This is a genomic window from Variovorax sp. TBS-050B, assembly GCF_029893635.1.
In the GTDB taxonomy this organism is placed as follows: Bacteria; Pseudomonadota; Gammaproteobacteria; order Burkholderiales; family Burkholderiaceae_C; genus Variovorax.
In genome coordinates this window covers 4,697,510-4,719,016 of sequence record NZ_JARXYR010000002.1, presented here as the reverse complement: position 1 = coordinate 4,719,016, position 21,507 = coordinate 4,697,510, and the positions used below count along the sequence as shown (strand labels likewise).

The 21,507-nt window shown below is 67.7% G+C and carries 22 protein-coding genes and 3 pseudogenes; 16 read left to right on the top strand and 9 right to left on the bottom strand.

Annotated features, from left to right (window positions below):
- Positions 1 to 82: 82 nt before the first annotated feature.
- The 6 genes and pseudogenes from M2165_RS25025 (at position 83) to dnaB (ending at position 3,753) form a co-directional block, all read left to right on the top strand.
- Positions 83 to 589 carry a hypothetical protein gene (locus M2165_RS25025; RefSeq protein ID WP_280817254.1) on the top strand — a complete coding sequence of 169 codons (507 nt, stop codon included), beginning with the start codon at positions 83 to 85 and terminating at the stop codon, positions 587 to 589.
- A 117-nt stretch (positions 590 to 706) separates the two neighbouring features.
- Positions 707 to 1,081: a 30S ribosomal protein S6 gene (gene rpsF, locus M2165_RS25020; protein WP_280817253.1), complete on the top strand. Its 375-nt coding sequence runs from the start codon at positions 707 to 709 to the stop codon at positions 1,079 to 1,081.
- Between the two features lie 4 nt (positions 1,082 to 1,085).
- Entirely contained in the window at positions 1,086 to 1,403 is a 318-nt protein-coding gene (gene priB, locus M2165_RS25015) for a primosomal replication protein N (RefSeq protein ID WP_280817252.1), read from the top strand.
- Positions 1,404 to 1,424: 21 nt separating this feature from the next.
- Positions 1,425 to 1,707, top strand: a pseudogene (gene rpsR / locus M2165_RS25010) (30S ribosomal protein S18).
- 12 nt (positions 1,708 to 1,719) lie between these two features.
- On the top strand, positions 1,720 to 2,172 hold the full coding sequence (gene rplI, locus M2165_RS25005; RefSeq protein WP_280817251.1) for a 50S ribosomal protein L9: 453 nt from the start codon (positions 1,720 to 1,722) through the stop codon (positions 2,170 to 2,172).
- Positions 2,173 to 2,343: 171 nt separating this feature from the next.
- A complete protein-coding gene (dnaB, locus tag M2165_RS25000; RefSeq protein ID WP_280817250.1) occupies positions 2,344 to 3,753 on the top strand; it encodes a replicative DNA helicase in 1,410 nt (469 codons plus the stop codon).
- Here the strand turns inward: dnaB and M2165_RS24995 are convergent.
- From M2165_RS24995 to M2165_RS24965, 7 genes are all read right to left on the bottom strand, one after another.
- Entirely contained in the window at positions 3,729 to 4,457 is a 729-nt protein-coding gene (locus M2165_RS24995) for a YafY family protein (RefSeq protein WP_280817249.1), read from the bottom strand. The genes dnaB and M2165_RS24995 overlap by 25 nt on opposite strands.
- 31 nt (positions 4,458 to 4,488) lie before the next feature.
- Entirely contained in the window at positions 4,489 to 4,938 is a 450-nt protein-coding gene (locus M2165_RS24990; RefSeq protein WP_280817248.1) for a GyrI-like domain-containing protein, read from the bottom strand.
- Positions 4,939 to 4,946: 8 nt separating this feature from the next.
- Positions 4,947 to 5,396 (bottom strand): EVE domain-containing protein, encoded by a 450-nt coding sequence (locus tag M2165_RS24985; RefSeq protein ID WP_280817247.1) that lies wholly within the window; start codon positions 5,394 to 5,396, stop codon positions 4,947 to 4,949.
- A 6-nt stretch (positions 5,397 to 5,402) separates the two neighbouring features.
- On the bottom strand, positions 5,403 to 5,774 hold the full coding sequence (locus M2165_RS24980) for a VOC family protein (protein WP_280817246.1): 372 nt from the start codon (positions 5,772 to 5,774) through the stop codon (positions 5,403 to 5,405).
- 155 nt (positions 5,775 to 5,929) lie between these two features.
- Positions 5,930 to 7,714: a PhoH family protein gene (locus tag M2165_RS24975; RefSeq protein WP_280817245.1), complete on the bottom strand. Its 1,785-nt coding sequence runs from the start codon at positions 7,712 to 7,714 to the stop codon at positions 5,930 to 5,932.
- Positions 7,715 to 7,924: 210 nt separating this feature from the next.
- Entirely contained in the window at positions 7,925 to 8,401 is a 477-nt protein-coding gene (locus tag M2165_RS24970) for a peroxiredoxin (protein WP_280817244.1), read from the bottom strand.
- Between the two features lie 129 nt (positions 8,402 to 8,530).
- A complete protein-coding gene (locus M2165_RS24965) occupies positions 8,531 to 8,914 on the bottom strand; it encodes an Mth938-like domain-containing protein (protein WP_280817243.1) in 384 nt (127 codons plus the stop codon).
- Between the two features lie 100 nt (positions 8,915 to 9,014).
- Here M2165_RS24965 and M2165_RS24960 point away from each other — a divergent pair, with 100 nt between their 5' ends.
- From M2165_RS24960 to M2165_RS24935, 6 genes are all read left to right on the top strand, one after another.
- Positions 9,015 to 10,244, top strand: a complete 1,230-nt coding sequence (locus M2165_RS24960; RefSeq protein ID WP_280817242.1) for a pyridoxal phosphate-dependent aminotransferase — start codon at positions 9,015 to 9,017, stop codon at positions 10,242 to 10,244.
- Between the two features lie 48 nt (positions 10,245 to 10,292).
- Positions 10,293 to 11,615 carry a homoserine dehydrogenase gene (locus M2165_RS24955; protein ID WP_280817241.1) on the top strand — a complete coding sequence of 441 codons (1,323 nt, stop codon included), beginning with the start codon at positions 10,293 to 10,295 and terminating at the stop codon, positions 11,613 to 11,615.
- Complete coding sequence (gene thrC / locus M2165_RS24950) at positions 11,612 to 13,027, top strand: threonine synthase (protein ID WP_280817240.1); 1,416 nt, start codon at positions 11,612 to 11,614, stop codon at positions 13,025 to 13,027. Before M2165_RS24955 ends, thrC begins: the two co-directional genes overlap by 4 nt.
- An 81-nt stretch (positions 13,028 to 13,108) precedes the next feature.
- Positions 13,109 to 13,654 carry a molybdopterin-guanine dinucleotide biosynthesis protein B gene (mobB, locus tag M2165_RS24945; protein ID WP_280817239.1) on the top strand — a complete coding sequence of 182 codons (546 nt, stop codon included), beginning with the start codon at positions 13,109 to 13,111 and terminating at the stop codon, positions 13,652 to 13,654.
- A complete protein-coding gene (gene glp, locus M2165_RS24940) occupies positions 13,647 to 14,948 on the top strand; it encodes a gephyrin-like molybdotransferase Glp (RefSeq protein ID WP_280817238.1) in 1,302 nt (433 codons plus the stop codon). The genes mobB and glp overlap by 8 nt, the downstream gene beginning before the upstream one ends.
- A gap of 8 nt (positions 14,949 to 14,956) precedes the next feature.
- Complete coding sequence (locus tag M2165_RS24935; RefSeq protein WP_280817237.1) at positions 14,957 to 15,208, top strand: MoaD/ThiS family protein; 252 nt, start codon at positions 14,957 to 14,959, stop codon at positions 15,206 to 15,208.
- Here the strand turns inward: M2165_RS24935 and dapA are convergent.
- Complete coding sequence (gene dapA, locus M2165_RS24930; RefSeq protein ID WP_280817236.1) at positions 15,195 to 16,088, bottom strand: 4-hydroxy-tetrahydrodipicolinate synthase; 894 nt, start codon at positions 16,086 to 16,088, stop codon at positions 15,195 to 15,197. The genes M2165_RS24935 and dapA overlap by 14 nt on opposite strands.
- A 262-nt stretch (positions 16,089 to 16,350) precedes the next feature.
- Here dapA and M2165_RS24925 point away from each other — a divergent pair, with 262 nt between their 5' ends.
- Positions 16,351 to 16,827 (top strand): molybdenum cofactor biosynthesis protein MoaE, encoded by a 477-nt coding sequence (locus M2165_RS24925; protein WP_280817235.1) that lies wholly within the window; start codon positions 16,351 to 16,353, stop codon positions 16,825 to 16,827.
- A 116-nt stretch (positions 16,828 to 16,943) separates the two neighbouring features.
- Here the strand turns inward: M2165_RS24925 and M2165_RS24920 are convergent.
- A pseudogene (locus M2165_RS24920) lies at positions 16,944 to 17,937 on the bottom strand (Bug family tripartite tricarboxylate transporter substrate binding protein).
- 110 nt (positions 17,938 to 18,047) lie between these two features.
- Between M2165_RS24920 and clpB the strand changes: the two are divergent.
- From clpB to arfB, 3 genes and pseudogenes are all read left to right on the top strand, one after another.
- Positions 18,048 to 20,688, top strand: a pseudogene (clpB, locus tag M2165_RS24915) (ATP-dependent chaperone ClpB).
- Between the two features lie 9 nt (positions 20,689 to 20,697).
- Positions 20,698 to 21,030 carry a hypothetical protein gene (locus tag M2165_RS24910; protein ID WP_280817234.1) on the top strand — a complete coding sequence of 111 codons (333 nt, stop codon included), beginning with the start codon at positions 20,698 to 20,700 and terminating at the stop codon, positions 21,028 to 21,030.
- Positions 21,031 to 21,095: 65 nt separating this feature from the next.
- The gene (arfB, locus tag M2165_RS24905; protein ID WP_280817233.1) at positions 21,096 to 21,503 is read left to right on the top strand and encodes an alternative ribosome rescue aminoacyl-tRNA hydrolase ArfB; all 408 of its coding nucleotides are present in this window, start codon (positions 21,096 to 21,098) and stop codon (positions 21,501 to 21,503) included.
- Positions 21,504 to 21,507: the final 4 nt, after the last annotated feature.

The following is a 21,507-nucleotide window of genomic DNA, read 5'->3' as shown; positions in this document are numbered from 1 at the left end:
CGCTGCGTGTTTTTGATACGAAATACGTATTTGATGACAAACTTGAGAGACTCACGGGCGTATCCCGGAAGGGAAGACCACCATGATTCTCGTCAAGACGCAAGCAGGCCAGCAGGCCTTCAAGGACCGTTCGGTCCCGCTCTCGCCGCGCCAGCGCTCGGCCTTCATCCTGTTCGACGGCAAGCGCTCGGTCGAGGAGCTGCTGGCCGGCGGCATGGGCATCGTGCGGGAGGACATCGACCAGATGGTCCTGCTCGGCCTGCTCGAAGCCGCCGCCGAGGGTGCTGACAGCGCGGCACCGAAGGCGGCCGGCGCATCCACCGCACCCACGGCGCCCGAAAGCGCGAAACCCGCCGCGCCCGCCACCGCCGCACGGCCGCCTTCCGGGCGCAGCCGGCAGCAGCGCTACAAGGACGCCTATCCCATCGCCACCCAGCTGACCGGCAGCCTCGGGCTCAAGGGGTTCCGGCTCAATCTTCAGGTCGAGGGCACCACGAGCTTCGAAGACCTGCTCGCGCTGGCGCCGAAAATTCGCGCCGCCGTCGGCCGCGAGAAGGCTGCCGCGCTGGACCAGGCCCTCAACGACTGAGGGGCGCTTGCCGAAGTGCGCGCCAGCGGTCTATAATCGCCGGCTTTGCCTTGCCACACTGCGCCCGACGCTGCAGGTGGCTTTTCCTCTTCCACGGAAGAATCCACAAGGAGTGCCATGCGTCACTACGAAATCATTTTGCTGATCCACCCGGATCAGAGCGAGCAAGTTCCGGCCATGCTGGAGCGCTATAAGGGCCTGATCACGGCCGGCGGCGGCAAGGTCCACCGCGTCGAAGACTGGGGCCGCCGTCAACTGGCCTACCAGATCAACAAGCTCAACAAGGCGCACTACCTGTGCGTCAACATCGAAGCTGAACAGACCGTGATGGGCGAACTTGAGCACGCGTTCAAGTTCAACGACGCCGTGCTGCGCCACCTGACCGTCCAGAAGAAGAAGGCCGAAACCGGTCCTTCGTCGATGATGAAGACGGTCGAGCGCGAAGAAGCCCGCAAGGCCCAGCAGGCCGAATACGCCGCCAACAACAGCTGATGGCGTGACCGCTGCCGCTGCTGCGGCAACCGGCGTCAACCAGCTTCTGCTGAGCGCCTCGGTTGCCGAACTCGGAGCTTTGCGATACACGCCCGCCGGCCTTCCCGCCATCGACCTGAAGCTCGAGCATGCATCGACGCTCCAGGAGGCAGGAAAAGCCAGGCAGGTGAAGACGGCCCTCAAGGCCGTGGCCTTCGGCGCTGTCGCCGAGCGGCTCGCAACGCAGTCGATGGGGAGCCTCTGGCGATTTCAGGGTTTTCTCGCGACACCGGGCAACGGCAAGTATCCGGTCCTGCACATCCAGGATTTTCAGCAAGATTAATTTTCGAAAAGAGGTCCCGAAATGGCCACGTTCAAGAAATTCAACAAAGACAAGCGCCCGAAGCGCAACACCCAGTCGCTGCTGTTCAAGCGCAAGCGCTTCTGCCGCTTCTACCGTCGCCGGCGTCGAAGAGATCGACTACAAGGACATCGACACGCTGCGTGACTTCATCAGCGAAAACGGCAAGATCATCCCCGCCCGCCTGACCGGCACGCGCGCGATCTACCAGCGCCAGCTCAACACCGCGATCAAGCGCGCACGCTTCCTCGCGATGGTGCCGTACAGCGACCAGCACCGCGTCTAAGGAGCCCGAGCCATGCAAATCATTCTTCTGGACAAGGTTCTGAACGTCGGCGCCCTCGGCGACATCGTCAAGGTCAAGGACGGCTATGCGCGCAACTTCCTGATCCCGACGGGCCGCGCCCGCCGCGCCACCGCCGCCAACAAGGCCGAATTCGAAGCCAAGCGCGCCGAACTCGAAAAGGCTGCGGCCGCCAAGCTGGCCGAGTCGCAAGCGCAGGGCGAAAAGCTCGGCGGCACGACCATCAAGCTGACGCAGAAGGCCGGCGTCGACGGCCGCCTGTTCGGCTCGGTCACCAACGGCGACATCGCCGAAGAGCTCGGCAAGCAAGGCTACAAGGTCGCGAAGTCGCAGGTCCGCCTGCCCAACGGCCCGATCAAGATGGTCGGCGACAGCACCGTCAGCGTGGCACTGCACACCGACGTGGTGGTCGACATCACCGTGACGGTCTACGGCGAAACCGCCTGATCGCTGCCGCGGCGCTTGGTGCGCTGCCGCAAAAGCCGCCCTCGGGCGGCTTTTGTATTTCTGCGCACCGGTTTTCCAGCCCGGTGCACCGAAAGATCACCGTTTATTCACAACCTTGTCCACACACGCCGAAGCGTGCGCGGCTTAGCATGCAGGGTTGCAAGGAAGTCCATGTCCGCCGTTTTCTCCTATGCCGACAATGACCCGTCGGCCGACCGCCAGGTTGCCCAGCTCCGGATTCCGCCTCATTCGATCGAGGCCGAGTCGAGCGTGCTCGGCGGCCTGCTGCTCGACAACGGAGCCTGGGACCGCATGGGCGACCTGCTGGTGGATGGCGACTTCTACCGCCACGAACACAAGCTGATCTACGCCGCGATCGGCGGCCTGATCAACGCGAGCAAGCCGGCCGACGTCATCACCGTCTACGAGCAGCTGCAGAGCCTCGGCAAGGCCGAGGAGATCGGCGGGCTGGTCTACCTGAACTCGCTCGCGCAGTACGTGCCGAGCGCGAGCAACATCCGCCGCTATGCGGAGATCGTGCGCGAGCGCTCGATCCTGCGCAAGCTGGTGTCCGCGAGCGACGAGATCGCGACCAACGCCTTCAACACGCAGGGCAAGTCGGTCGACAAGATCCTCGACGAGGCCGAGCAGAAGATCTTCAACATCGGCGAAGAAGGCACGCGGATGAAGCAGGGCTTCCAGAGCATGGATGCCCTGGTGGTCGAACTGCTCGACCGCGTGACCGAGATGGCCGAGAACCCGAACGACATCACGGGCGTTCGCACCGGCTTCTACGAATTCGACAAGATGACCTCGGGCCTGCAGCCCGGAGACATGATCGTGCTGGCCGCGCGGCCCTCGATGGGCAAGACCTCGCTCGCGATCAACATCGCCGAGCACGTGGCGCTCAACGAAGGCCTGCCGGTCGCGGTGTTCTCGATGGAAATGGGCGCTTCGCAGCTCGCGGTGCGTATCGTCGGCTCGATCGGCCGCATCGACCAGGGCCATCTGCGCACCGGCAAGCTCAGCGACGAGGAATGGCCGCGGCTGACCGAGGCGATCGAGAAGCTGCGCAACGTGTCGCTGCACATCGACGAGACGCCGGGCCTCACGACCAGCGAGCTGCGCGCCAATGCGCGCCGCCTGGCGCGCCAGTACGGGCGCCTGGGGCTGATCGTGGTCGACTACCTGCAGCTCATGAGCGTGTCGAGCAGCATGAGCGACGAGAACCGCGCCACCGCGGTGGGCGAAATCTCGCGCGGCCTGAAGATGCTCGCGAAGGAGCTCAAGTGCCCGGTGATCGCGCTGTCGCAGTTGAGCCGCGGCGTCGAGAGCCGCACCGACAAGCGCCCGATGATGAGCGACCTGCGCGAATCGGGCGCGATCGAGCAGGACGCGGACATCATCATGTTCATCTACCGCGACGACTACTACGACAAGAACAGCAAGGAGCCGGGGGTGGCCGAGGTGATCATCAGCAAGCACCGCAACGGGCCCACGGGCACCGTCAAGCTCGCCTTCCTCAAGCCGCTCACCAAGTTCGAGAACCTCGCGAGCTACGGCGGCAGCGACGATTTCTGAAGCGGGGGCAGGCCTTCGGCCGCGTGCTGCGCCTTGAGCTGGCGCAGCATGTCGGCCAGCGTCTTGCCCGGCTCGTCGCGAAAGCGCTCGGGCAGCCGTTCGACGGCGTCCATGCGGTCGAGCCGGAAGCCCCGGAAGTCGCCGCGCAGCTCGCACCAGGTCGAGAGCGTCCAGACCTTGCCCCAGTAGAAGCAGCCGAGCGGGCGCACGATGCGCTCGCTCGCATCGCCCGACACGTCGTGGTAGTGCAGACGCAGCTTCTGCCGCGCCTGCACCGCCTCGCGCAGTATCTGCAGGCGCGTGCGCATGAGCTCGTCGAGGCCGAGCGCCGGCGCATAGAGCGCCAGCGCCTCCGCACCGACGCGCGCCGCGGGCGGCAGCACCGAGAGGATCTTGCCGAGCCCGGTCTCGATGTTCCGCGCCAGCGCCGGATCGACCCAGCTCTGCGCGAGCCGCGCCGCCGCGACCAGGGCCGCGGCTTCCTCCTGGGTGAACATCAGCGGCGGCAGCTCGAAGCCCGCGCCCAGCCTGTAGCCCACGCCGGCCTCGCCCTCGATCGGCACGCCCTGGTGCTGCAGGTCGGCCACGTCGCGGTAGACGGTGCGCTCCGACACCTCCAGCCGCTGGGCGAGGAACGCGGCCGTGGTGAGCCGGCGTCCGCGGATGAGCTGGACGAGCTGGAACAGGCGGTCGGCGCGGCGCATCAGCGGCTGCGGCGTGGAAGGCGGCGTGGGTTCATGACACGCCGACGTGGATGGCCACTGCGTCGGGCCCGTCGTAGGCTTCGAAGTCCGTCCTGTAGCGGCGCGTGAGCTCGGGATGGGCCTCGAAGTAGTCCCAGATGCGCTGCCAGGTGCCGGTGACCAGCTGCGGCATGGCGCCGCGCGCGGTGAACACGAGGTAGTCGCCGGCTTCGACGGTCAGGCAGCCGGCGCCTTCGGACACGGCCACACCGGCCGTCACGTCGAAGGCGCCGTGGACGTCGGACTCGTAGCCCGAATAGACGCCGAAGAGGCGCTTGTCGCCGTTGCGGTGCGGCGTCGACGCATAGACCTCCTCGTCGAAGAAGCGGCCCCAGAGCTTGGGAAGGCGGCTGGTCGCGGGGTCGCGCTCGTCGCGGTTGGTGGTGCGGACCGCGAGGCCGGCGACGTGGAAGGCTTGCTGGTGGCGTCGAACGGGTTCCATGGTTCTCTTCAAAGGGCGAGTGTCTTGAGATCGGCCTTCATGGCCTGGGCAATCAGTTGCATGTCGTCGTCGCCGATGTCGAACATCCCGAACCGGAACTTGTAGCCCCATTGCTTCGGATTCTCGACAAAGGCGAGATGCTCGAGCAACGGCGCGATCGGTGCTTCGTGCGCGGGCAGGTACGCCACGTCGCGCCGCCAGGGAACGAAGCCGTTGCCCATGTCGAACTCGTAAGGAACGCCCGACCGCACGATGCCGATGGCGACGAAGCTCTGCAGCCTGTCGGTGCCGCCGAAGATCGTGGCCGGCGCATAGTAGACGACGCGGTCCCCCGGCGCGACGCGCTTGAGCGGTCCGAGCTTGCCATGGCCGACCTGCATGAAGCCGAACGGCCGATGGTCGCGGCCGCGCCGCGCATGCTCGGCACTGGCCACGGCGATCCAGTTGCGCTGTGGCATGGCGGTTCAGGCGAGGGCGTGCAGGCCGACCTCGTTGCCCTCGGTGTCGCGCAGATGGGCGATGAAGCCGAGGCCCTTGGGCAGCTCGGTCTTGGGCACGGTCAGCTGTCCGCCCGCGGCCTCGATGCGGCCGAGCACCGCATCGATGCTCGGGCCGCAGTCGAGGTAGATCCGGATGCCGGTGCCGGGCGCCGCGCTCGCCTGCGCGCCCGGCTGCAGGCAGCCGCCGGGTGCCGGCTGCTCGTAGGGGAAGACGGCCAGCGGCTCGCCGCCGAAATCCTCGCGGCGCAGCGCGCGGCCGAGGACGGTTTCGTAGAAGCGCTGCGCGCGATCGAGGTTGGCGACGGGGATCTCGAACCAGGTGATGGCGTTCTGCATGAAGGACTCTCTTTCGTCTGTGGTTGAAGGAGCCCCGATGGTGCGGCGCGGCTCCTGACAACGTCTTGTCAGGAGCCTGCCGCCAGCGTCGCAAAATGAAAGGCCCGCGATGCGTTGCGCGCATCGCGGGCCCTGGGCCCGAAGGCGAGGGAGGCTCAGAGCACGTCGCTGGCGAAGTCGGCGAGCCGCGAGCGCTCGCCACGCGCGAGCGTGATGTGCCCGCTGTGCGGCCAGCCCTTGAACTTGTCGACCGCGAAGGTCAGGCCCGAGGAGCCTTCGGTGAGGTAGGGCGTGTCGATCTGGGCCAGGTTGCCCATGCAGACGATCTTGGTGCCCGGACCCGCGCGCGTGACCAGCGTCTTCATCTGCTTGGGCGTGAGGTTCTGCGCCTCGTCGATGATCACGTACTTGTTGAGGAAGGTGCGTCCGCGCATGAAGTTCATGCTCTTGATCTTGATGCGGCTGCGGATCAGCTCGTTGGTGGCCGCGCGGCCCCATTCGCCCGCGCCGCCGCCGTCGCCCTTGGCAAGGAACTCGAGGTTGTCGTCGAGCGCGCCCATCCAGGGGCCCATCTTCTCTTCCTCGGTGCCCGGCAGAAAGCCGATGTCCTCGCCCACGCTCACGGTGGCACGCGTCATGATGATCTCGGTGTAGCGGCGGTCGTCGAGCACCTGCGTGAGGCCCGAGGCCAGCGCCATCAGCGTCTTGCCGGTGCCGGCCGTGCCGGTGAGCGTGACGAAGTCGATCTCGGGGTCCATCAGCAGGTTCATCGCGAAGTTCTGCTCGCGATTGCGCGTGTTCACGCCCCAGACCGCGTTCTTGCCCGAGCTGAAGTCCCTGAGCGTCTTGAACACGGCCGTCTTGTCGCGGATCTCGGTGACGCGCGCATACATGCTCGGCTCGCCGGGCGCCTCGAAGTAGACGAACTGGTTGATGTAGAGGTTGGGCACCAGCGGTCCGCTCACGCGGTAGAAGGTGTTGCTGCCGCTCTGCCAGCTCTCGACGGTCTTGCTCTGACGCGTCCAGAAGTCGGGCGGCAGCGCGAGCGAGCCCGAATAGAGCAGGTCGCCGTCCTCGAGCGTCTTGTCGTTCTGGTAGTCGTCCGCATCGAGGCCGAGCGCGCGCGCCTTGACGCGCATGTTGATGTCCTTCGACACCAGCACCACCTCGCGCTTCGGACGGCCGGGCTGGTCCTTCGCGTACGCGTCGCGCAGCGCGTGCACCACGCCGAGGATCTGGTTGTCGGCCTTGCCCTGCGGCAGGCTGATCGGCAGCGCGTAGTCGAGCGGCGCGGTCTGGAAGAACAGGCGCCCGCCGGCCTCGCGGTGGCCGGTGGTGTCGAGCTTCAGGCCCTTGTCGATGTCGGCGTCCTGCGCGGCAGCCAGCGCGTCGAGCGTGCGGCTGGTCTGCCGGCCGTTGCGCGCGACTTCGGTCGTGCCCTTCTTGTGGCCGTCGAGCTCCTCGAGCACGATCATCGGCAGGAAGATGTCGTGCTCCTCGAAGCGGAACAGGCACATCGGATCGTGCAGCAGCACGTTGGTGTCGAGCACGAACAGCTTCGCCGGGCCGCTGGATTTGCTGCGCTTCGGGCGCGCCGGGGCCTGGAGCTGCGGCGCGGGGGCGGGCGAAGGCGCGGGCACGGCGGCCGCCGGGGGCGCCGATTCGGGCTCGCGGCGCGCCGCGGGTTGCTGGCGCTGGTCGCGCGCGGGGGCGTTCTTCGACCGGCCGCGGACCGGCGGCGCGTTGTCGGCGCTGCCGCCGACGGTTTCGGCGGCCTGGCGGTCGAAGAGTTCCAGCGGCTGGCTGGCGCTCGACGCGGCCGCGTCGCCGCGCGAATCGCCCGAGCGGCGCGATCCCCGGTGCGAGGAGCGTGCGGGTGCGTCGTGCGCGTCCGGCGAGAGCAATGCAGCGCGTTTCGTGGGGGCGGGAGGCAATGGCATGTGTCAGGTCGCTCGCAGGAAGTGGAAACCGGAAAACGAAAAAGCCGCCTGAAGACCCAGGCGGCTTTGTTCGGGGGATGCGGTCGTGGAGCTCAACGGCATGAGGCCATTATGCACACCGCAGGTGTCGCGCTCCGCGCTGTTTGCAAACCCGTTGGGCATTCCCCACGGGATGCTTCGAAAGCGCACAGGGCGCGCGACTTGTAACGCTCAGGCGGCTTTCTTGAGCGCCTTGACGGCCTTGAGCACGTCGTCGACGTGGCCGGGCACCTTCAGCCCGCGCCATTCGGCCTTGAGGATGCCGTCGGCGCCGATCAGGAAGGTGCTGCGCTCGATGCCCTTGACCTTCTTGCCGTACATGATCTTGTTCTTGACCACGCCGAACATGTGGCACATCTTTTCTTCGGTGTCGGCGATGAGTTCGAAGGGCAGCTCGAGCTTGGCCTTGAACTCGTCGTGCGACTTCATGTTGTCGCGGGACACGCCGAACACCGTGGCGCCGGCTTTCTCGAAGTCCTTGTAGCGGTCGCGGAACTGCATGGCTTCGGTCGTGCAACCCGGAGTGTTATCTTTCGGGTAAAAATACATGACCAGCACTTGGCCGAGATGCGAGGTATTCGAGACTTTCAGGCCGCCCGTGGCGTTGGCGTCGAATTCAGGAATGGGTTTGTTGACAACGATCGCCATGAAACTTGTTTTCTCCGTTGGTTTCCGTGGGTCGAGCGCGAGGACGCCACTCGGCACAGGGAGTATTGGTCGTTGCTAACTGAGGGCAGCAGGCCTGTTCGCAACCCGGTATTTTACCTCGAAATGCCCTCAGCCACCGGCTGGCGGCTCGACCAGGAGGGCGGCCACCACGTGGCGGCCCTCGCCGGCCAGGATGTTGTAGGTCCGGCAGGCCGCCGGGGTGTCCATGGTCTCGACGCCGGTGCGCCGCGCCATCAGCGGCTGGAGCCAGGCGGGCTGCGGGAACCGGATGCGGGAGCCGCTGCCGAAGATGATCAGTTCGGCGCCGAGCGCCGCGAGCTGCGCGAAATGTTCGGGGCCGATCTCGTCGAAACGGCTGCAGTTCCATTCGAAGCGCTCGCCGCGCGAGCCGACCACCACGCTGCCCTCGACCTTTTCGTTGTTGATCGCGACCCAGCCGGGGCCGTGCGCGGTGAGGGACTGGGCGTCGGATTTGTCGGGCTGGAGCTTCATCGGGGCGCTGGGAACTGTGGTCAAATTATAGGTTTTCCCCAGTGACACGAGGCCTTCGAGGGCCTTTCGACATCGAGTAACCCGCGCCCGGGAGGGCCCTTTGAAGCAGTTCAAGAAATCGGCCAAGCTGGCCAACGTGCTCTACGACATCCGCGGGCCCATCATGGATGCGGCCAAGCAGATGGAGGAAGAGGGCCAGAAGATCATCAAGCTCAACATCGGCAACCTCGCCGTGTTCGGCTTCGACGCGCCGGAAGAGGTCCAGCAGGACATGATCCGCAATCTGCCGGCCTCCGCGGGCTACTCGGACAGCAAGGGCATCTTCGCCGCGCGCAAGGCCGTGATGCACGAGACCCAGAAGCAGGGCATCGCGGGCGTCACCCTCGACGACATCTACCTCGGCAACGGCGCGAGCGAGCTGATCGCCATGGCCACCAACGCGCTGCTCAACGACGGCGACGAGATGCTGCTGCCCGCGCCCGACTATCCGCTCTGGACCGCCGCCTCGAGCCTCTCGGGCGGCACGCCGGTGCACTACCTCTGCGACGAGGCCAATGGCTGGATGCCCGATCTCGCCGACATCCGCGCCAAGATCACGCCCCGCACCAAGGGCATCGTGGTCATCAACCCGAACAACCCCACCGGCGCGCTCTATTCCGACGAACTGCTCAAGAGCATCGTCGCGATCGCGCGCGAGCACGACCTCGTGATCTTCGCCGACGAGGTCTACGACAAGGTGCTGTACGACGACGTGCGTCACACCGCGATCGCGAGCCTTTCGACCGACGTGCTCACGCTGACCTTCAACTCGCTCTCCAAGAGCTACCGCTCCTGCGGCTACCGCGCCGGCTGGCTGGTGGTTTCGGGCGACAAGAAGCGCGCGCGCGACTACATCGAGGGCCTCAACATGCTCTCGAACATGCGCCTGTGCGCCAACGTGCCGGGCCAATGGGCGATCCAGACGGCGCTCGGCGGCTACCAGAGCATCAACGACCTCGTCGGTGAGGGCGGCCGGCTGCGCCGCCAGCGCGACCTGGCCTACGAGCTGATCACCGCGATTCCCGGCGTGAGCTGCGTCAAGCCGAGCGCGGCGCTCTACATGTTCCCCAAGCTCGATCCCGCGGTCTATCCAATCGAGGACGACAGGCAGTTCTTCCTCGAGCTGCTGCGCGAGACCAAGGTCATGCTGGTGCAGGGCACGGGCTTCAACTGGGCCACGCCGGACCACTTCCGCATCGTGTTCCTGCCGCACGAGGACGACCTGCGCGAAGCGATCCACCGGATCGCCAAGTTCCTGGAGACCTACCGCCTGCGCAACCGGAAAGGCTGAGGCCCTTCCATTCCATCCGAATCCATTGCTTTGTTGAACGCGAACCTCATGAAACCCATCCAGGTAGGCCTGCTCGGCGCAGGAACGGTCGGCAGCGGCACCTTCAAGGTGCTGCTGCGCAATCAGGAAGAAATCAAGCGCCGCGCCGGCCGGGGCATCGAGATCACCATGGTCGCGGACCTCGACGCGGCACGTGCGCGCGAAGTGGCGGGCGAGGGCGTGAAGGTGGTCGGCGACGCGCGCGAGGTCATCGCCAATCCCGACATCGACATCGTCATCGAGCTGATCGGCGGCTACGGCATCGCCAAGCAACTCGTGCTCGAGGCGATCGCGGCCGGCAAGCACGTGGTCACGGCCAACAAGGCGCTGCTCGCGGTGCACGGCACCGAGATCTTCGCGGCCGCCCATGCCAAGGGCGTGATGGTGGCCTTCGAGGCTGCGGTGGCCGGCGGCATCCCGATCATCAAGGCGCTGCGCGAGGGCCTCACGGCCAACAGCATCCAGTGGATCGCCGGCATCATCAACGGCACCACGAACTTCATCCTCTCGGAGATGCGCGACAAGGGGCTGGACTTCGCGACCGTGCTCAAGGAGGCGCAGCGCCTGGGCTATGCCGAGGCCGACCCGACCTTCGACATCGAAGGCGTCGACGCGGCCCACAAGGCGACGATCATGAGCGCCATCGCCTTCGGCATTCCGGTGCAGTTCGACAAGGCGCACATCGAGGGCATCACCAAGCTCGCAGCGCAGGACATCAAGTACGCCGAGCAGCTCGGCTACCGCATCAAGCTGCTCGGCATCACCAAGCGCACCGCGCAGGGCGTCGAGCTGCGCGTGCATCCCGCGCTGGTGCCGTCGAAGCGTCTGCTGGCGAATGTCGAAGGCGCGATGAACGCGGTCGTGGTGCACGGCGACGCCGTGGGCACCACGCTCTACTACGGCAAGGGCGCCGGCAGCGAGCCGACCGCCAGCGCGGTGATCGCCGACCTGGTCGACATCACCCGCCTGCACACGGCCGATGCCGCGCACCGCGTGCCGCACCTGGCCTTCCATCCCGACGCGATGAGCGACCTGCGGGTGCTGCCGATGGCCGAGGTGGTGACCAGCTACTACCTGCGGCTGCGCGTGGCCGACGAGGCCGGCGTGCTCGCCAAGGTCACGGGCCTGCTCGCCAACGCCGGCATCAGCATCGACGCGGTGCTGCAGCGCGAAGCCGACGAAGTGGGCGGCGAGGGCTCGACGCAGACCGACCTCATCATCCTCACGCACGACGCACGCGAAGGCACGGTGGACGACGCGCTCGCCGAGCTGCAGGCGCTGCCGACGGTGCTCCAGCCGATCGTGCGCATCCGCAAGGAAGAGCTGAAGTGAACTACCTGAGCACCCGCGGCCATCCCGACCGCAAGCGCTTCTGCGAAATTCTCCTGGAAGGCCTCGCGCCCGACGGCGGGCTCTACCTGCCCGAGCGCTATCCGCAGGTCGACAGGGCCACGCTCGCGAAGTGGCGCGAGCTGCCTTACGCCGAACTCGCGTTCGAGATCCTCTCGCTCTACATCGACGACATTCCGCCGGCCGACCTGAAGGCCCTCTGCGCGAAAACCTATACCGCCGAGGTCTTCGGCTCCGACGAGATCGTGCCGCTGCGCGAGCTCGAGGACGGCGTGTACCTCGAAGCCCTGTCGAACGGCCCCACGCTGGCCTTCAAGGACATGGCGATGCAGCTGCTCGGCAACCTGTTCGAGTACGAACTGGCCCGCCGCGGTGCCGAGCTCAACATCCTCGGCGCCACCAGCGGCGACACCGGCAGCGCCGCCGAGTACGCGATGCGCGGCAAGAAGGGCGTGCGCGTCTTCATGACCTCGCCCGACGGCCGCATGAGCCCGTTCCAGCAGGCGCAGATGTTCAGCCTGCAGGACGAGAACATCCACAACATCGCGATCACCGGCGTGTTCGACGACTGCCAGGACATCGTCAAGGCCGTGTCCAACGACCTGGCCTTCAAACGCAAGTACCGCATCGGCACGGTCAATTCGATCAACTGGGCGCGGCTGCTGGCCCAGGTCGTCTACTACTTCGCCGGCTACTTCCAGGCCACGGCCGGCAACGACAAGCCGGTCAGCTTCGCCGTGCCCTCGGGCAACTTCGGTAACGTCTGCGCGGGCCACGTGGCGCGCATGATGGGCCTGCCGATCCACACGCTCGTGGTCGCCACCAACGAGAACGACGTGCTCGACGAGTTCTTCCGAACCGGCGTCTACCGCGTGCGCGGCGCGGCCGACACGCACGAGACCTCCAGCCCGTCGATGGACATCAGCAAGGCCAGCAATTTCGAGCGCTTCGTGTTCGACCTGGTCGGCCGCGACCCCGCCAGGCTGCGCGCGCTGTTCGTGGACCAGCTGGGCCGCGAAGGCCGGTTCGACCTCGGCGCCGAGACGTTCTTCGCCGAGGCCGCGCAGCGCTTCGGTTTCCGCAGCGGCCGCAGCACGCATGCCGACCGGCTTGCCACGATCCGCGACACCGACAAGCGCTTCGCCACGCTGATCGATCCGCACACGGCCGACGGCCTCAAGGCCGCGCGCGAACACCTCGCGCCGGGCGTGCCGATGGTGGTGCTCGAGACCGCGCTGCCGATCAAGTTCGCCGCCACGCTGGTCGAGGCCCTGGGCCACGAGCCCGCACGTCCGGAGCGGTTCGAAGGCATCGAATCGCAGCCCAAGCGGGTGGTGAAGCTCCCGGCCGATGCCGAGGCCGTCAAGGCCTACATCGCCCAGAACTGCGATTGACCGACGCCGGCCGGCGCGCCGCGATGGCTGCTTCGCATTTGCATACGGCTGCCGCCTGAGGCGCGGCCACAGGAACTCGACATGAAGGTGATCGGCTTTTCCGGGTATTCGGGTTCGGGCAAGACCACGCTGGTGGAGCGCCTGATCCCGGTGCTCAAGCTGCACGGGCAGCGCGTGTCCGTGGTCAAGCATGCGCACCACAAGTTCGACATCGACCATCCCGGCAAGGACACCTACCGCCACCGCGAGGCCGGCGCCTTCGAGGTGGTCGTGGCCTCGGACCGGCGGCTGGCGCTGATCCGCGAGTTCGAGCAACCGGCGCAGCTCTCGGTGCACGAACTGATCGCCGAGCTGCACGACGGCGTCGACTGGGTGCTGGTCGAAGGCTTCAAGCACAGCGACCTGCTCAAGATCGAAGTCTGGCGCGCGCCCGAGCCGGGCCAGAAGCCGCGGCCTTCGCAGTACGTGGAAGATGCGTTCGTGACCGCCATCGCCACCAATGCACCCGCGAGCCTGCCGGTGGCCACCCAGCTGCCGCTCTTCGACCTCGACGACATCGAGGGCATCGCGCAATGGTTGATCGACAGCGCCGACCGCTTCGAATACAACCCCGAGCACCATGTCTGATTCCGCTGCTTCTTCCGCCCGCCCCGCCGCGCCCGCGCAGCGTCCGCCGCTGATGGCGCTCGACGAAGCGCTCGCCATCCTGCTGCAGAAGGCGCAGCCGAAGCTGCCCGTCGAAGAAGTCGGCACCTTCGATGCCGACGGCCGCGTGCTCGCCCAGGACGTGGTGTCGGCCCTCACCGTGCCGCCGCGCGACAACAGTTCGATGGACGGCTATGCGGTGCGCGCGGCCGACTGCGCCGCGCCGGGCGCGGTGCTCCGCGTCGCGCAGCGCATTCCCGCCGGCACCGTGGGCGCGCCGCTCGCCGCCGGCACCGCGGCGCGGATCTTCACCGGCGCGCAGGTGCCGGAGGGCGCCGACGCCATCGTGATGCAGGAAGACACCGAGGCCCTGCCGCAGGAAGGCGGCCTCGGTGCCGTGCGCATTGCCGTTGCGCCTGCCGTCGGCCAGTGGATCCGCCGCGCGGGCGAGGACGTGGCCGCGGGCGACGTTGTGCTGCGCCGGGGCGAGCGGCTGACGCCCGCGGGGCTCGGCCTCGCGGCCAGCGTGGGCTTCGACCGGCTGCAGGTGACGCGCCGGCCCCGCGTCGCACTGCTCTCCACGGGCGACGAACTCGTGATGCCCGGCGAAGTGGCGCCCGAGGCGATGAAGCCCGGCGCCATCTACAACTCGAACCGCTTCTTCATGCGCGCGCTGCTGCACCGGCTCGGCTGCGAGGTCAGCGACATGGGCATCGTGCCCGACCGGCGCGAGGCCACGATCGAGGCGCTGCGCAGCGCGGCCGAGCACAACGACCTGATCATCACCACCGGCGGCGTTTCCGTCGGCGAGGAAGACCACATCAAGGCCGCCGTGCAGGCGCTCGGCGAGCTGCAGCTGTGGTCGCTCTCGATGAAGCCGGGCAAGCCCTTCGCCTACGGCTCGATCGCCCGAAGCGGCGGCGAGGCCCAGGGCCGCTGCCACGTCACGGGGCTGCCTGGCAACCCGGTCTCGAGCTTCCTCACCTTCCTGCTGCTCGTGCGTCCCTTCCTGCTCACGCTGCAGGGCGCCACGCGCGTGGCGCCCGAGCCGGTTTCGATGCGCGCCGACTTCGACTGGCCGCGCGCCGACAAGCGCCGCGAGTTCCTGCGCGCGCGGCGCAACGCGGCCGGCGGGCTCGACCTGTTCCCGAACCAGAGCTCGGGCGTGCTCACGTCCATGGTCTGGGGCGAGGGCGTGATCGACAACCCGGCAGGGCAAACCATCCGCGCCGGTGACAGCGTGCGCTTCATTCCGCTGACTTCGTTGCTGGCCTGAGCACGTCCATGAAGGTCCACATCCGTTATTTCGCCTCGGTCCGCGAGGCGCTCGCCAGCAGCGGCGAGACCGTCGACACCGCCGCGGGCACGTTGTCCGCGCTGCGCGACGAGCTCATCGCGCGCGGCGGCGCCCATGCCGCGGCGCTCGCGCGCGGCAAGGCCGTGCGCATGGCACTGAACCAGGTCATGAGCGACGAGGCCGCCGCGCTGCACGAAGGCGCCGAGGTCGCGTTCTTCCCGCCCGTCACCGGCGGCTGAGGGCGGCGTCGAGCGCCGCGAGGCGCTCGCAGAGCGACGCCGAGGCGCGCGTCATCGGCGAGCGCAGCTCGTCGCGCATCGCGCCCTGCTGCGCGAGCACCGCCTTGAGCGGCCCCGGATTCGGCTCGGCGAACAGCAGCTCGACCAGCGGCAGCAGCGGCTGCCATTCGTCGCGCGCTTCGGCGAGGCGGCCTTCGGCCATCAGGCGCAGCAGCCGCACGAAGCGCCGCGTCTGCAGATGGCCGCTGGCCGCGATCGCGCCCACGCCGCCCTCGGCCAGCGTGGCGAGGATCTGCGCATCCTCGCCGGCCAGCACCTGCAGCCGGCCGTCGGCGATCACGGCGCGTGTCTTGGCCATGTCGCCGCCGCAGTCCTTGATGCCGCGGATGCGCGGATGCGCCGCAAGCGCGAGCAGGGTCTCGCGCGCGAGGCTCGCGCCGGTCCGGTAGGGGATGTCGTAGACCAGCACGGGCGCCGCGCTCGCGTCCGCGATCGCGCTGAACCATTCGACCAGCCCGGCCTGGGAGGGCCGGATGTAGTGCGGCGCGGGCACCAGCAGGCCCGCGAGCGGCTCTTCCGCCAGCCGGCGCACCCACGCCAGCGTCTTGCCGAGGTGGTAGCCCGAGAGGCCCATCACGATCGGCAGCCCTTCCGCGGCAGCCTGCACGGTGCGCAGCGCCGCGAGCTGCTCGGCATCGTCCAGCGCGGCCGCCTCGCCGGTCGAGCCGCAGACCACGAAGCCCGCAACGCCGTCGCCGGCAAGCCGCCGGGTCAGTGCCGCGAGCGCGGGATGGTCGATGGCGCCGTCGCGAAACGGCGTGACCAGAGGAATCCAGAGGCCCGAGAAATCGGGGGTGAGGGCGCGGGGTGGTTGTGGCACGAAGGCCTCCTTGCGGGATCGACCGATGACATGAACCGTCTTCGATGCGCGCGCAACCCCTCGAGGGCCAGGGAGAAAAGCCTTGGCGGGTTCCGTCGCTCATCCGACGACGGAACCGCAGCTCCGGTCAGACGAGCTTTGGTTTTTTGGCTTTGCTGCCGGCGCCCTGGCGCACGCTGCGGCATCCGGCGAACGGATGCGCGGCAGGGCGTGCGAAAAGGCGGGGCATGGCGGCAGTCTAGCGCGGTGCCACAATCCCGGCATGAGCGGTGCACGCGTTTCGATCCAGACAGCCGATTTCGACCTCGCGCGGGAGGTCGCCGCGTTGCGCGCCGGCGACAGCCGGGTGGGCGCCGTCTGCAGCTTCGTCGGCACCGTGCGAGACCGCAACGACGGCAGCGACGTGGCCTCGATGGAGCTCGAGCACTACCCCGGCATGACCGAGAAGTCGATCGAGGCCATGATCGACGAGGCCCACCGGCGCTTCGACATCCTCGGCGCGCGCGTGATCCATCGCGTCGGCCTGCTGCAGCCGCTCGACCAGATCATGATGGTGGCGGTGATCTCGGCCCATCGCGGTGAGAGCTTCGAGGCCTGCGAGTTCCTCATGGACTACCTCAAGACCCAGGCCCCGTTCTGGAAGAAGGAGCAGACGCCCGAAGGCGCCCGCTGGGTCGATGCCCGCGTCGCCGACGACGCGGCGCTCGCGCGCTGGGGTATCACGGCATCCAACGTCTGAAGCGACCCACGTCGCATTGCCAGGAACACCGCGGAACCGGCTTTGCCGGGCCGCTGGTGTTGCCCCCTTGAGGGGGGAGTCGAGCGACACGCAGTGCGCGAGGGACGGGGGTGGGCCTACAGTGGCTTGAAGCCGCTGGCCTGGATGATGCGTTCCCAGGTCTGCGTGTAGCTGCGCACGCGGCCCGCGAACTGGCCCTGGGGCTCGTAGCCGACCGTGAGGCCCATGCCGGTGAGCTTCTGCTTCACGTCGGGCATCGCCAGCACCTTCTGCAGCGCGTCGCCATAACGGTCGATCACCGCCTGCGGCGTGCCCACGGGCGCGAAGATGCCGTAGTAGGGCAGGTCCTCGAGGTTCGAGAAGCCCAGTTCGGTGAAGGTGGGCACGTTCGGCAGCAGCGCCTGCCGCTTGGCGCCGATCGAGGCCACGATGCGCACCTTGCCGGCCTTGTGGTTCTCAATGAAGTCGGGCACCGAGGCGATGCCGGCGGTGATCTGGTTGCCGAGCATGTCGGCCGTCATCGGCGCGCTGCCGCGGTAGGGCGCGGGCTGCACGTCGATCTTGTACTTGTCCGAGATCATCTTCACGAGGAACTCGGGGATCGAGGCTGGCGCCGGAATGCCGATGGTCTCCTTGCCGCCGCGCTGCGTGCGCACCCATTTCACGTACTCGTCGATGCTCTTGGCCGCGCGTGCCGCCCGAAACCGCCAGCACGTTGGCGAAGGTGGCGAAGCCGGCCACGGGCACGAAGTCGGTGGCCGGGTTGAAGCCGGGGTTCTTCACCACCTGCGGCAGGATCGAGATCGAATGGTCGTGCGAGAGGAACAGCGTGTGGCCGTCGGCGGGCGAAGCCTTCAGCGCCTGCGCTGCGATCTGGCCGCCCGCGCCGGCGCGGTTCTCGATCACCACCGGCACGCCCAGCACGTCCTTGAGCTTTTCGCCCAGCGTGCGTGCAATCGCGTCGGTGCCGGCGCCGGCGGGAAAACCGACGAGCAGGCGCACGGGGGTGCCTTGCGCTTGCGCAAGGCCGCTCAGGCCCAGGGCCGCTACAAAGAGACCGGCGCCGAGCGCCCGACGGACCGGATCGGCGCGCCGCATTGAAAAAACCATGATCGACTCCATTCGAAAGATGAGCAGGCACAGTGCAATCGCCGTGCCCGGAATGCCGGGCACCTTGAATCGGCCCGGAACAGCCCTATTTTGAGTGCAGGAATACCACCATGCGACAAGACAAACTCACCACCAAGTTTCAGGAAGCGCTCGGCGACGCGCAGTCGCTCGCGCTCGGCAACGACAACGCGTACATCGAGCCAGCCCATCTGCTGGTGGCGATGCTGCGCCAGGACGACGGACCGCGCGCGCTGCTCGAGCGTGCCGGCGTGAACGTGCAGGGCCTCGCCAAGGCGGCCGAAGAGGCCGTGAGGAAGCTGCCCCAGGTGCAGGGCCACGACATCGTCCAGGTCGGGCCCGAGCTCGCCAAGGTGCTGCAGGCCACCGAGAAGGAAGCCATCAAGCGCAACGACCAGTTCATCGCAGGCGAACTCTTTCTGCTGGCCGTGGCCGACAGCAAGTCGGACATCGGCCGCATCGCGCGCGAGAACGGCCTGTCGCGCAAGTCGCTCGAAGCGGCCATCGACGCCGTGCGCGGCGGCCAGGGCGTGAACAGCGCCGATGCCGAAGGCCAGCGCGAGGCGCTCAAGAAATACTGCCTCGACCTCACCGAGCGCGCACGCCTCGGCAAGCTCGACCCGGTGATCGGCCGCGACGAGGAAATCCGCCGCGCGATCCAGGTGCTGCAGCGCCGCACCAAGAACAACCCCGTGCTGATCGGCGAACCCGGCGTGGGCAAGACCGCGATCGTCGAAGGCCTGGCGCAGCGCATCGTCGCGGGCGAGGTGCCCGACTCGCTCAAGGGCAAGCGCGTGCTCTCGCTCGACATGGCCGCGCTGCTCGCGGGCGCCAAGTTCCGCGGCGAATTCGAGGAGCGGCTCAAGACCGTGCTCAACGAACTCGCGAAGGACGAGGGACAGACCATCGTCTTCATCGACGAGCTCCACACCATGGTCGGCGCCGGCAAGGCCGAGGGCGCGATGGACGCGGGCAACATGCTCAAGCCCGCGCTCGCGCGCGGCGAACTGCACTGCGTGGGCGCCACCACGCTCGACGAATACCGCAAGTACATCGAGAAGGACGCCGCGCTCGAGCGCCGCTTCCAGAAGATCCTCGTGGGCGAGCCGACGGTGGAGGCCACCATCGCGATCCTGCGCGGCCTGCAGGAGAAGTACGAGGTGCACCATGGCGTGGACATCACCGACCCGGCCATCGTGGCCGCGGCCGAACTGAGCGACCGCTACATCACCGACCGTTTCCTGCCCGACAAGGCCATCGACCTGATCGACGAGGCCGCGGCCAAGATCAAGATCGAGATGGACTCTAAGCCCGAAGTGATGGACCGCCTCGACCGCCGGCTGATCCAGCTGCAGATCGAGCGCGAGGCCGTGCGCAAGGAAAAGGACGAGGCGTCCATCAAGCGCCTGGGCCTGCTCGAGGAAGAGATCGCGAAGCTGCAGAAGGAGATCGCCGACTACGACGAGATCTGGCAGGCCGAGAAGGCGCAGGCCCAGGGCAGCGCGCAGATCCGCGAGGAGATCGACAAGCTCAAGTTCCAGATCGAGGAGTTCACGCGCAATGGGCGACTTCAACAAGGTCGCCGAGCTCCAGTACGGCCAGCTGCCGGGCCTGGAGAAGCGCCTCAAGGAAGCGCAGGAGAGCGAGACGCAGAAGGGCAAGGGCAACGCGCCCACGCTGCTGCGCACCCAGGTCGGCGCCGAGGAGATCGCCGAGGTGGTGGCGCGCGCCACCGGCATTCCGGTCGCCAAGCTGATGCAGGGCGAGCGCGACAAGCTGCTCGTGATGGAAGACAAGCTGCACGAGCGCGTGGTCGGCCAGGACGAGGCCATCGGCGCGGTCGCCAACGCGATCCGCCGCTCGCGCTCGGGCCTGTCGGACCCGAACCGCCCCACGGGCTCGTTCCTGTTCCTCGGCCCCACGGGCGTGGGCAAGACCGAGCTCTGCAAGGCGCTCGCGGGCTTCCTGTTCGACAGCGAGGACCACCTGATCCGCATCGACATGAGCGAGTTCATGGAGAAGCATTCGGTGGCCCGCCTGATCGGCGCGCCGCCGGGCTACGTGGGCTACGACGAGGGCGGCTACCTGACCGAGGCGGTGCGCCGCAAGCCCTACAGCGTGGTGCTGCTCGACGAGGTCGAGAAGGCGCATCCGGACGTGTTCAACGTGCTGCTGCAGGTGCTCGACGACGGCCGCCTCACCGACGGCCAGGGCCGCACCGTGGACTTCAAGAACACCGTGATCGTGATGACCAGCAACATCGGCTCGCCGATCATCCAGTCGATGGTGGGCAAGCCCGCCGACGAGATCAAGGAAGCGGTGTGGGAGGAGCTGAAGAACTACTTCCGCCCCGAGTTCCTGAACCGCATCGACGAGACGGTGGTGTTCCATGCGCTCGACGCGAAGAACATCGAGGCGATCGCGGCGATCCAGCTCAAGGTGCTGCAGGCGCGGCTCGCCAAGATGGACCTGGGGCTCGAGGTCTCGCCCGCGGCGCTGGCCGAGATCGCCAAGGTCGGCTTCGACCCGGTGTTCGGCGCCCGGCCGCTCAAGCGTGCGATCCAGCAGCGCATCGAGAACCCGCTCTCGAAGCTGCTGCTGGACGGCAGCTTCGGACCGAAGGACACGATCGAGGTCACGACCGATCCGATCCGCTCACCGGGGCGGTTCGGCTTTGCAAAAGCAGGTAATTCCGGGAAATCCGGGGAACCTGCGGCCGAAGCCGCCGCCTAAGATCGGATGATGAACCTGATCTTTCGCGTGATCCTCCTGTTGCTGGGCCTGGTCTTTGCGGCCAGCCTCGCCGTGGCCGTGGTGCTGCTGGCGGCCGTGTGGGGAATCCGCTACGCCTGGGCCCGGATCACGGGCCGGCCCGTGTCGCCCTGGGTGATGCGCTTCAATCCGCGTTCGGGCTTCGAACGCTTCCGCAGCGCTGCGCGGCCGGCCGAGCCTTCGGCCGCCGACGTGGCCAATGCGCGCGCACGCGGCGAGTCGGTGCGCAGCCCGTTCCAGCTGCGCGACCGCGGCGGCGACGTGACGGACGTGCGCGCACGTCCCGCCACCCGCGGCGAGTGAACAGCGAAAGGCCGGCGCCATGCCGGCCTTTCTTCTTCTTCTTCCGCGCAGGGGAGAATCGACCCATGCGAAGCCATCCTCCCCAGGTCGACGAAAGCGAGATCGACTTCAGCGCGATCCGCGCCCAGGGTGCGGGCGGCCAGAACGTCAACAAGGTCTCGAGCGCGGTGCACCTGCGCTACGACATCCCGGCCAGTTCGCTGCCCGACGACGTGAAGGAGCGGCTGCTCGCGCTGCGCGACAGCCGCATCACGCAGGAGGGCGTTTTCGTGCTCAAGGCCCAGACGCACCGCACGCAGGAGATGAACCGCGCCGATGCGCTCGCGCGCCTGCAGGCGGTGGTCGACAGCGTGGCCGAAGCGCCGCGCGTGCGGCGCGCCACCAAGCCCACCTATGGTTCGAAGCAGCGCCGGCTCGAGGGCAAGAGCCAGCGCGCGCAGGTCAAGCGCCTGCGTGGGCCGGTGCGGGATTGAGTAG

Bases quoted from the DNA above. Each gene is read 5' to 3' on its own strand.
- M2165_RS25025 (WP_280817254.1), top strand. From the start codon at position 83: ATGATTCTCGTCAAGACGCAAGCAGGCCAGCAGGCCTTCAAGGACCGT.
- M2165_RS24980 (WP_280817246.1), bottom strand. From the start codon at position 5,774: ATGCAGAACGCCATCACCTGGTTCGAGATCCCCGTCGCCAACCTCGAT.
- M2165_RS24965 (WP_280817243.1), bottom strand. From the start codon at position 8,914: ATGAAGCTCCAGCCCGACAAATCCGACGCCCAGTCCCTCACCGCGCAC.
- M2165_RS24935 (WP_280817237.1), top strand. From the start codon at position 14,957: ATGAAGGTCCACATCCGTTATTTCGCCTCGGTCCGCGAGGCGCTCGCC.
- rpsF (WP_280817253.1), top strand. From the start codon at position 707: ATGCGTCACTACGAAATCATTTTGCTGATCCACCCGGATCAGAGCGAG.
- dnaB (WP_280817250.1), top strand. From the start codon at position 2,344: ATGTCCGCCGTTTTCTCCTATGCCGACAATGACCCGTCGGCCGACCGC.
- M2165_RS24925 (WP_280817235.1), top strand. From the start codon at position 16,351: ATGAGCGGTGCACGCGTTTCGATCCAGACAGCCGATTTCGACCTCGCG.
- mobB (WP_280817239.1), top strand. From the start codon at position 13,109: ATGAAGGTGATCGGCTTTTCCGGGTATTCGGGTTCGGGCAAGACCACG.
- M2165_RS24995 (WP_280817249.1), bottom strand. From the start codon at position 4,457: ATGCGCCGCGCCGACCGCCTGTTCCAGCTCGTCCAGCTCATCCGCGGA.
- M2165_RS24985 (WP_280817247.1), bottom strand. From the start codon at position 5,396: ATGCCACAGCGCAACTGGATCGCCGTGGCCAGTGCCGAGCATGCGCGG.
- M2165_RS24970 (WP_280817244.1), bottom strand. From the start codon at position 8,401: ATGGCGATCGTTGTCAACAAACCCATTCCTGAATTCGACGCCAACGCC.
- glp (WP_280817238.1), top strand. From the start codon at position 13,647: ATGTCTGATTCCGCTGCTTCTTCCGCCCGCCCCGCCGCGCCCGCGCAG.
- M2165_RS24990 (WP_280817248.1), bottom strand. From the start codon at position 4,938: ATGGAACCCGTTCGACGCCACCAGCAAGCCTTCCACGTCGCCGGCCTC.
- M2165_RS24975 (WP_280817245.1), bottom strand. From the start codon at position 7,714: ATGCCATTGCCTCCCGCCCCCACGAAACGCGCTGCATTGCTCTCGCCG.
- M2165_RS24955 (WP_280817241.1), top strand. From the start codon at position 10,293: ATGAAACCCATCCAGGTAGGCCTGCTCGGCGCAGGAACGGTCGGCAGC.
- rplI (WP_280817251.1), top strand. From the start codon at position 1,720: ATGCAAATCATTCTTCTGGACAAGGTTCTGAACGTCGGCGCCCTCGGC.
- M2165_RS24910 (WP_280817234.1), top strand. From the start codon at position 20,698: ATGAACCTGATCTTTCGCGTGATCCTCCTGTTGCTGGGCCTGGTCTTT.
- arfB (WP_280817233.1), top strand. From the start codon at position 21,096: ATGCGAAGCCATCCTCCCCAGGTCGACGAAAGCGAGATCGACTTCAGC.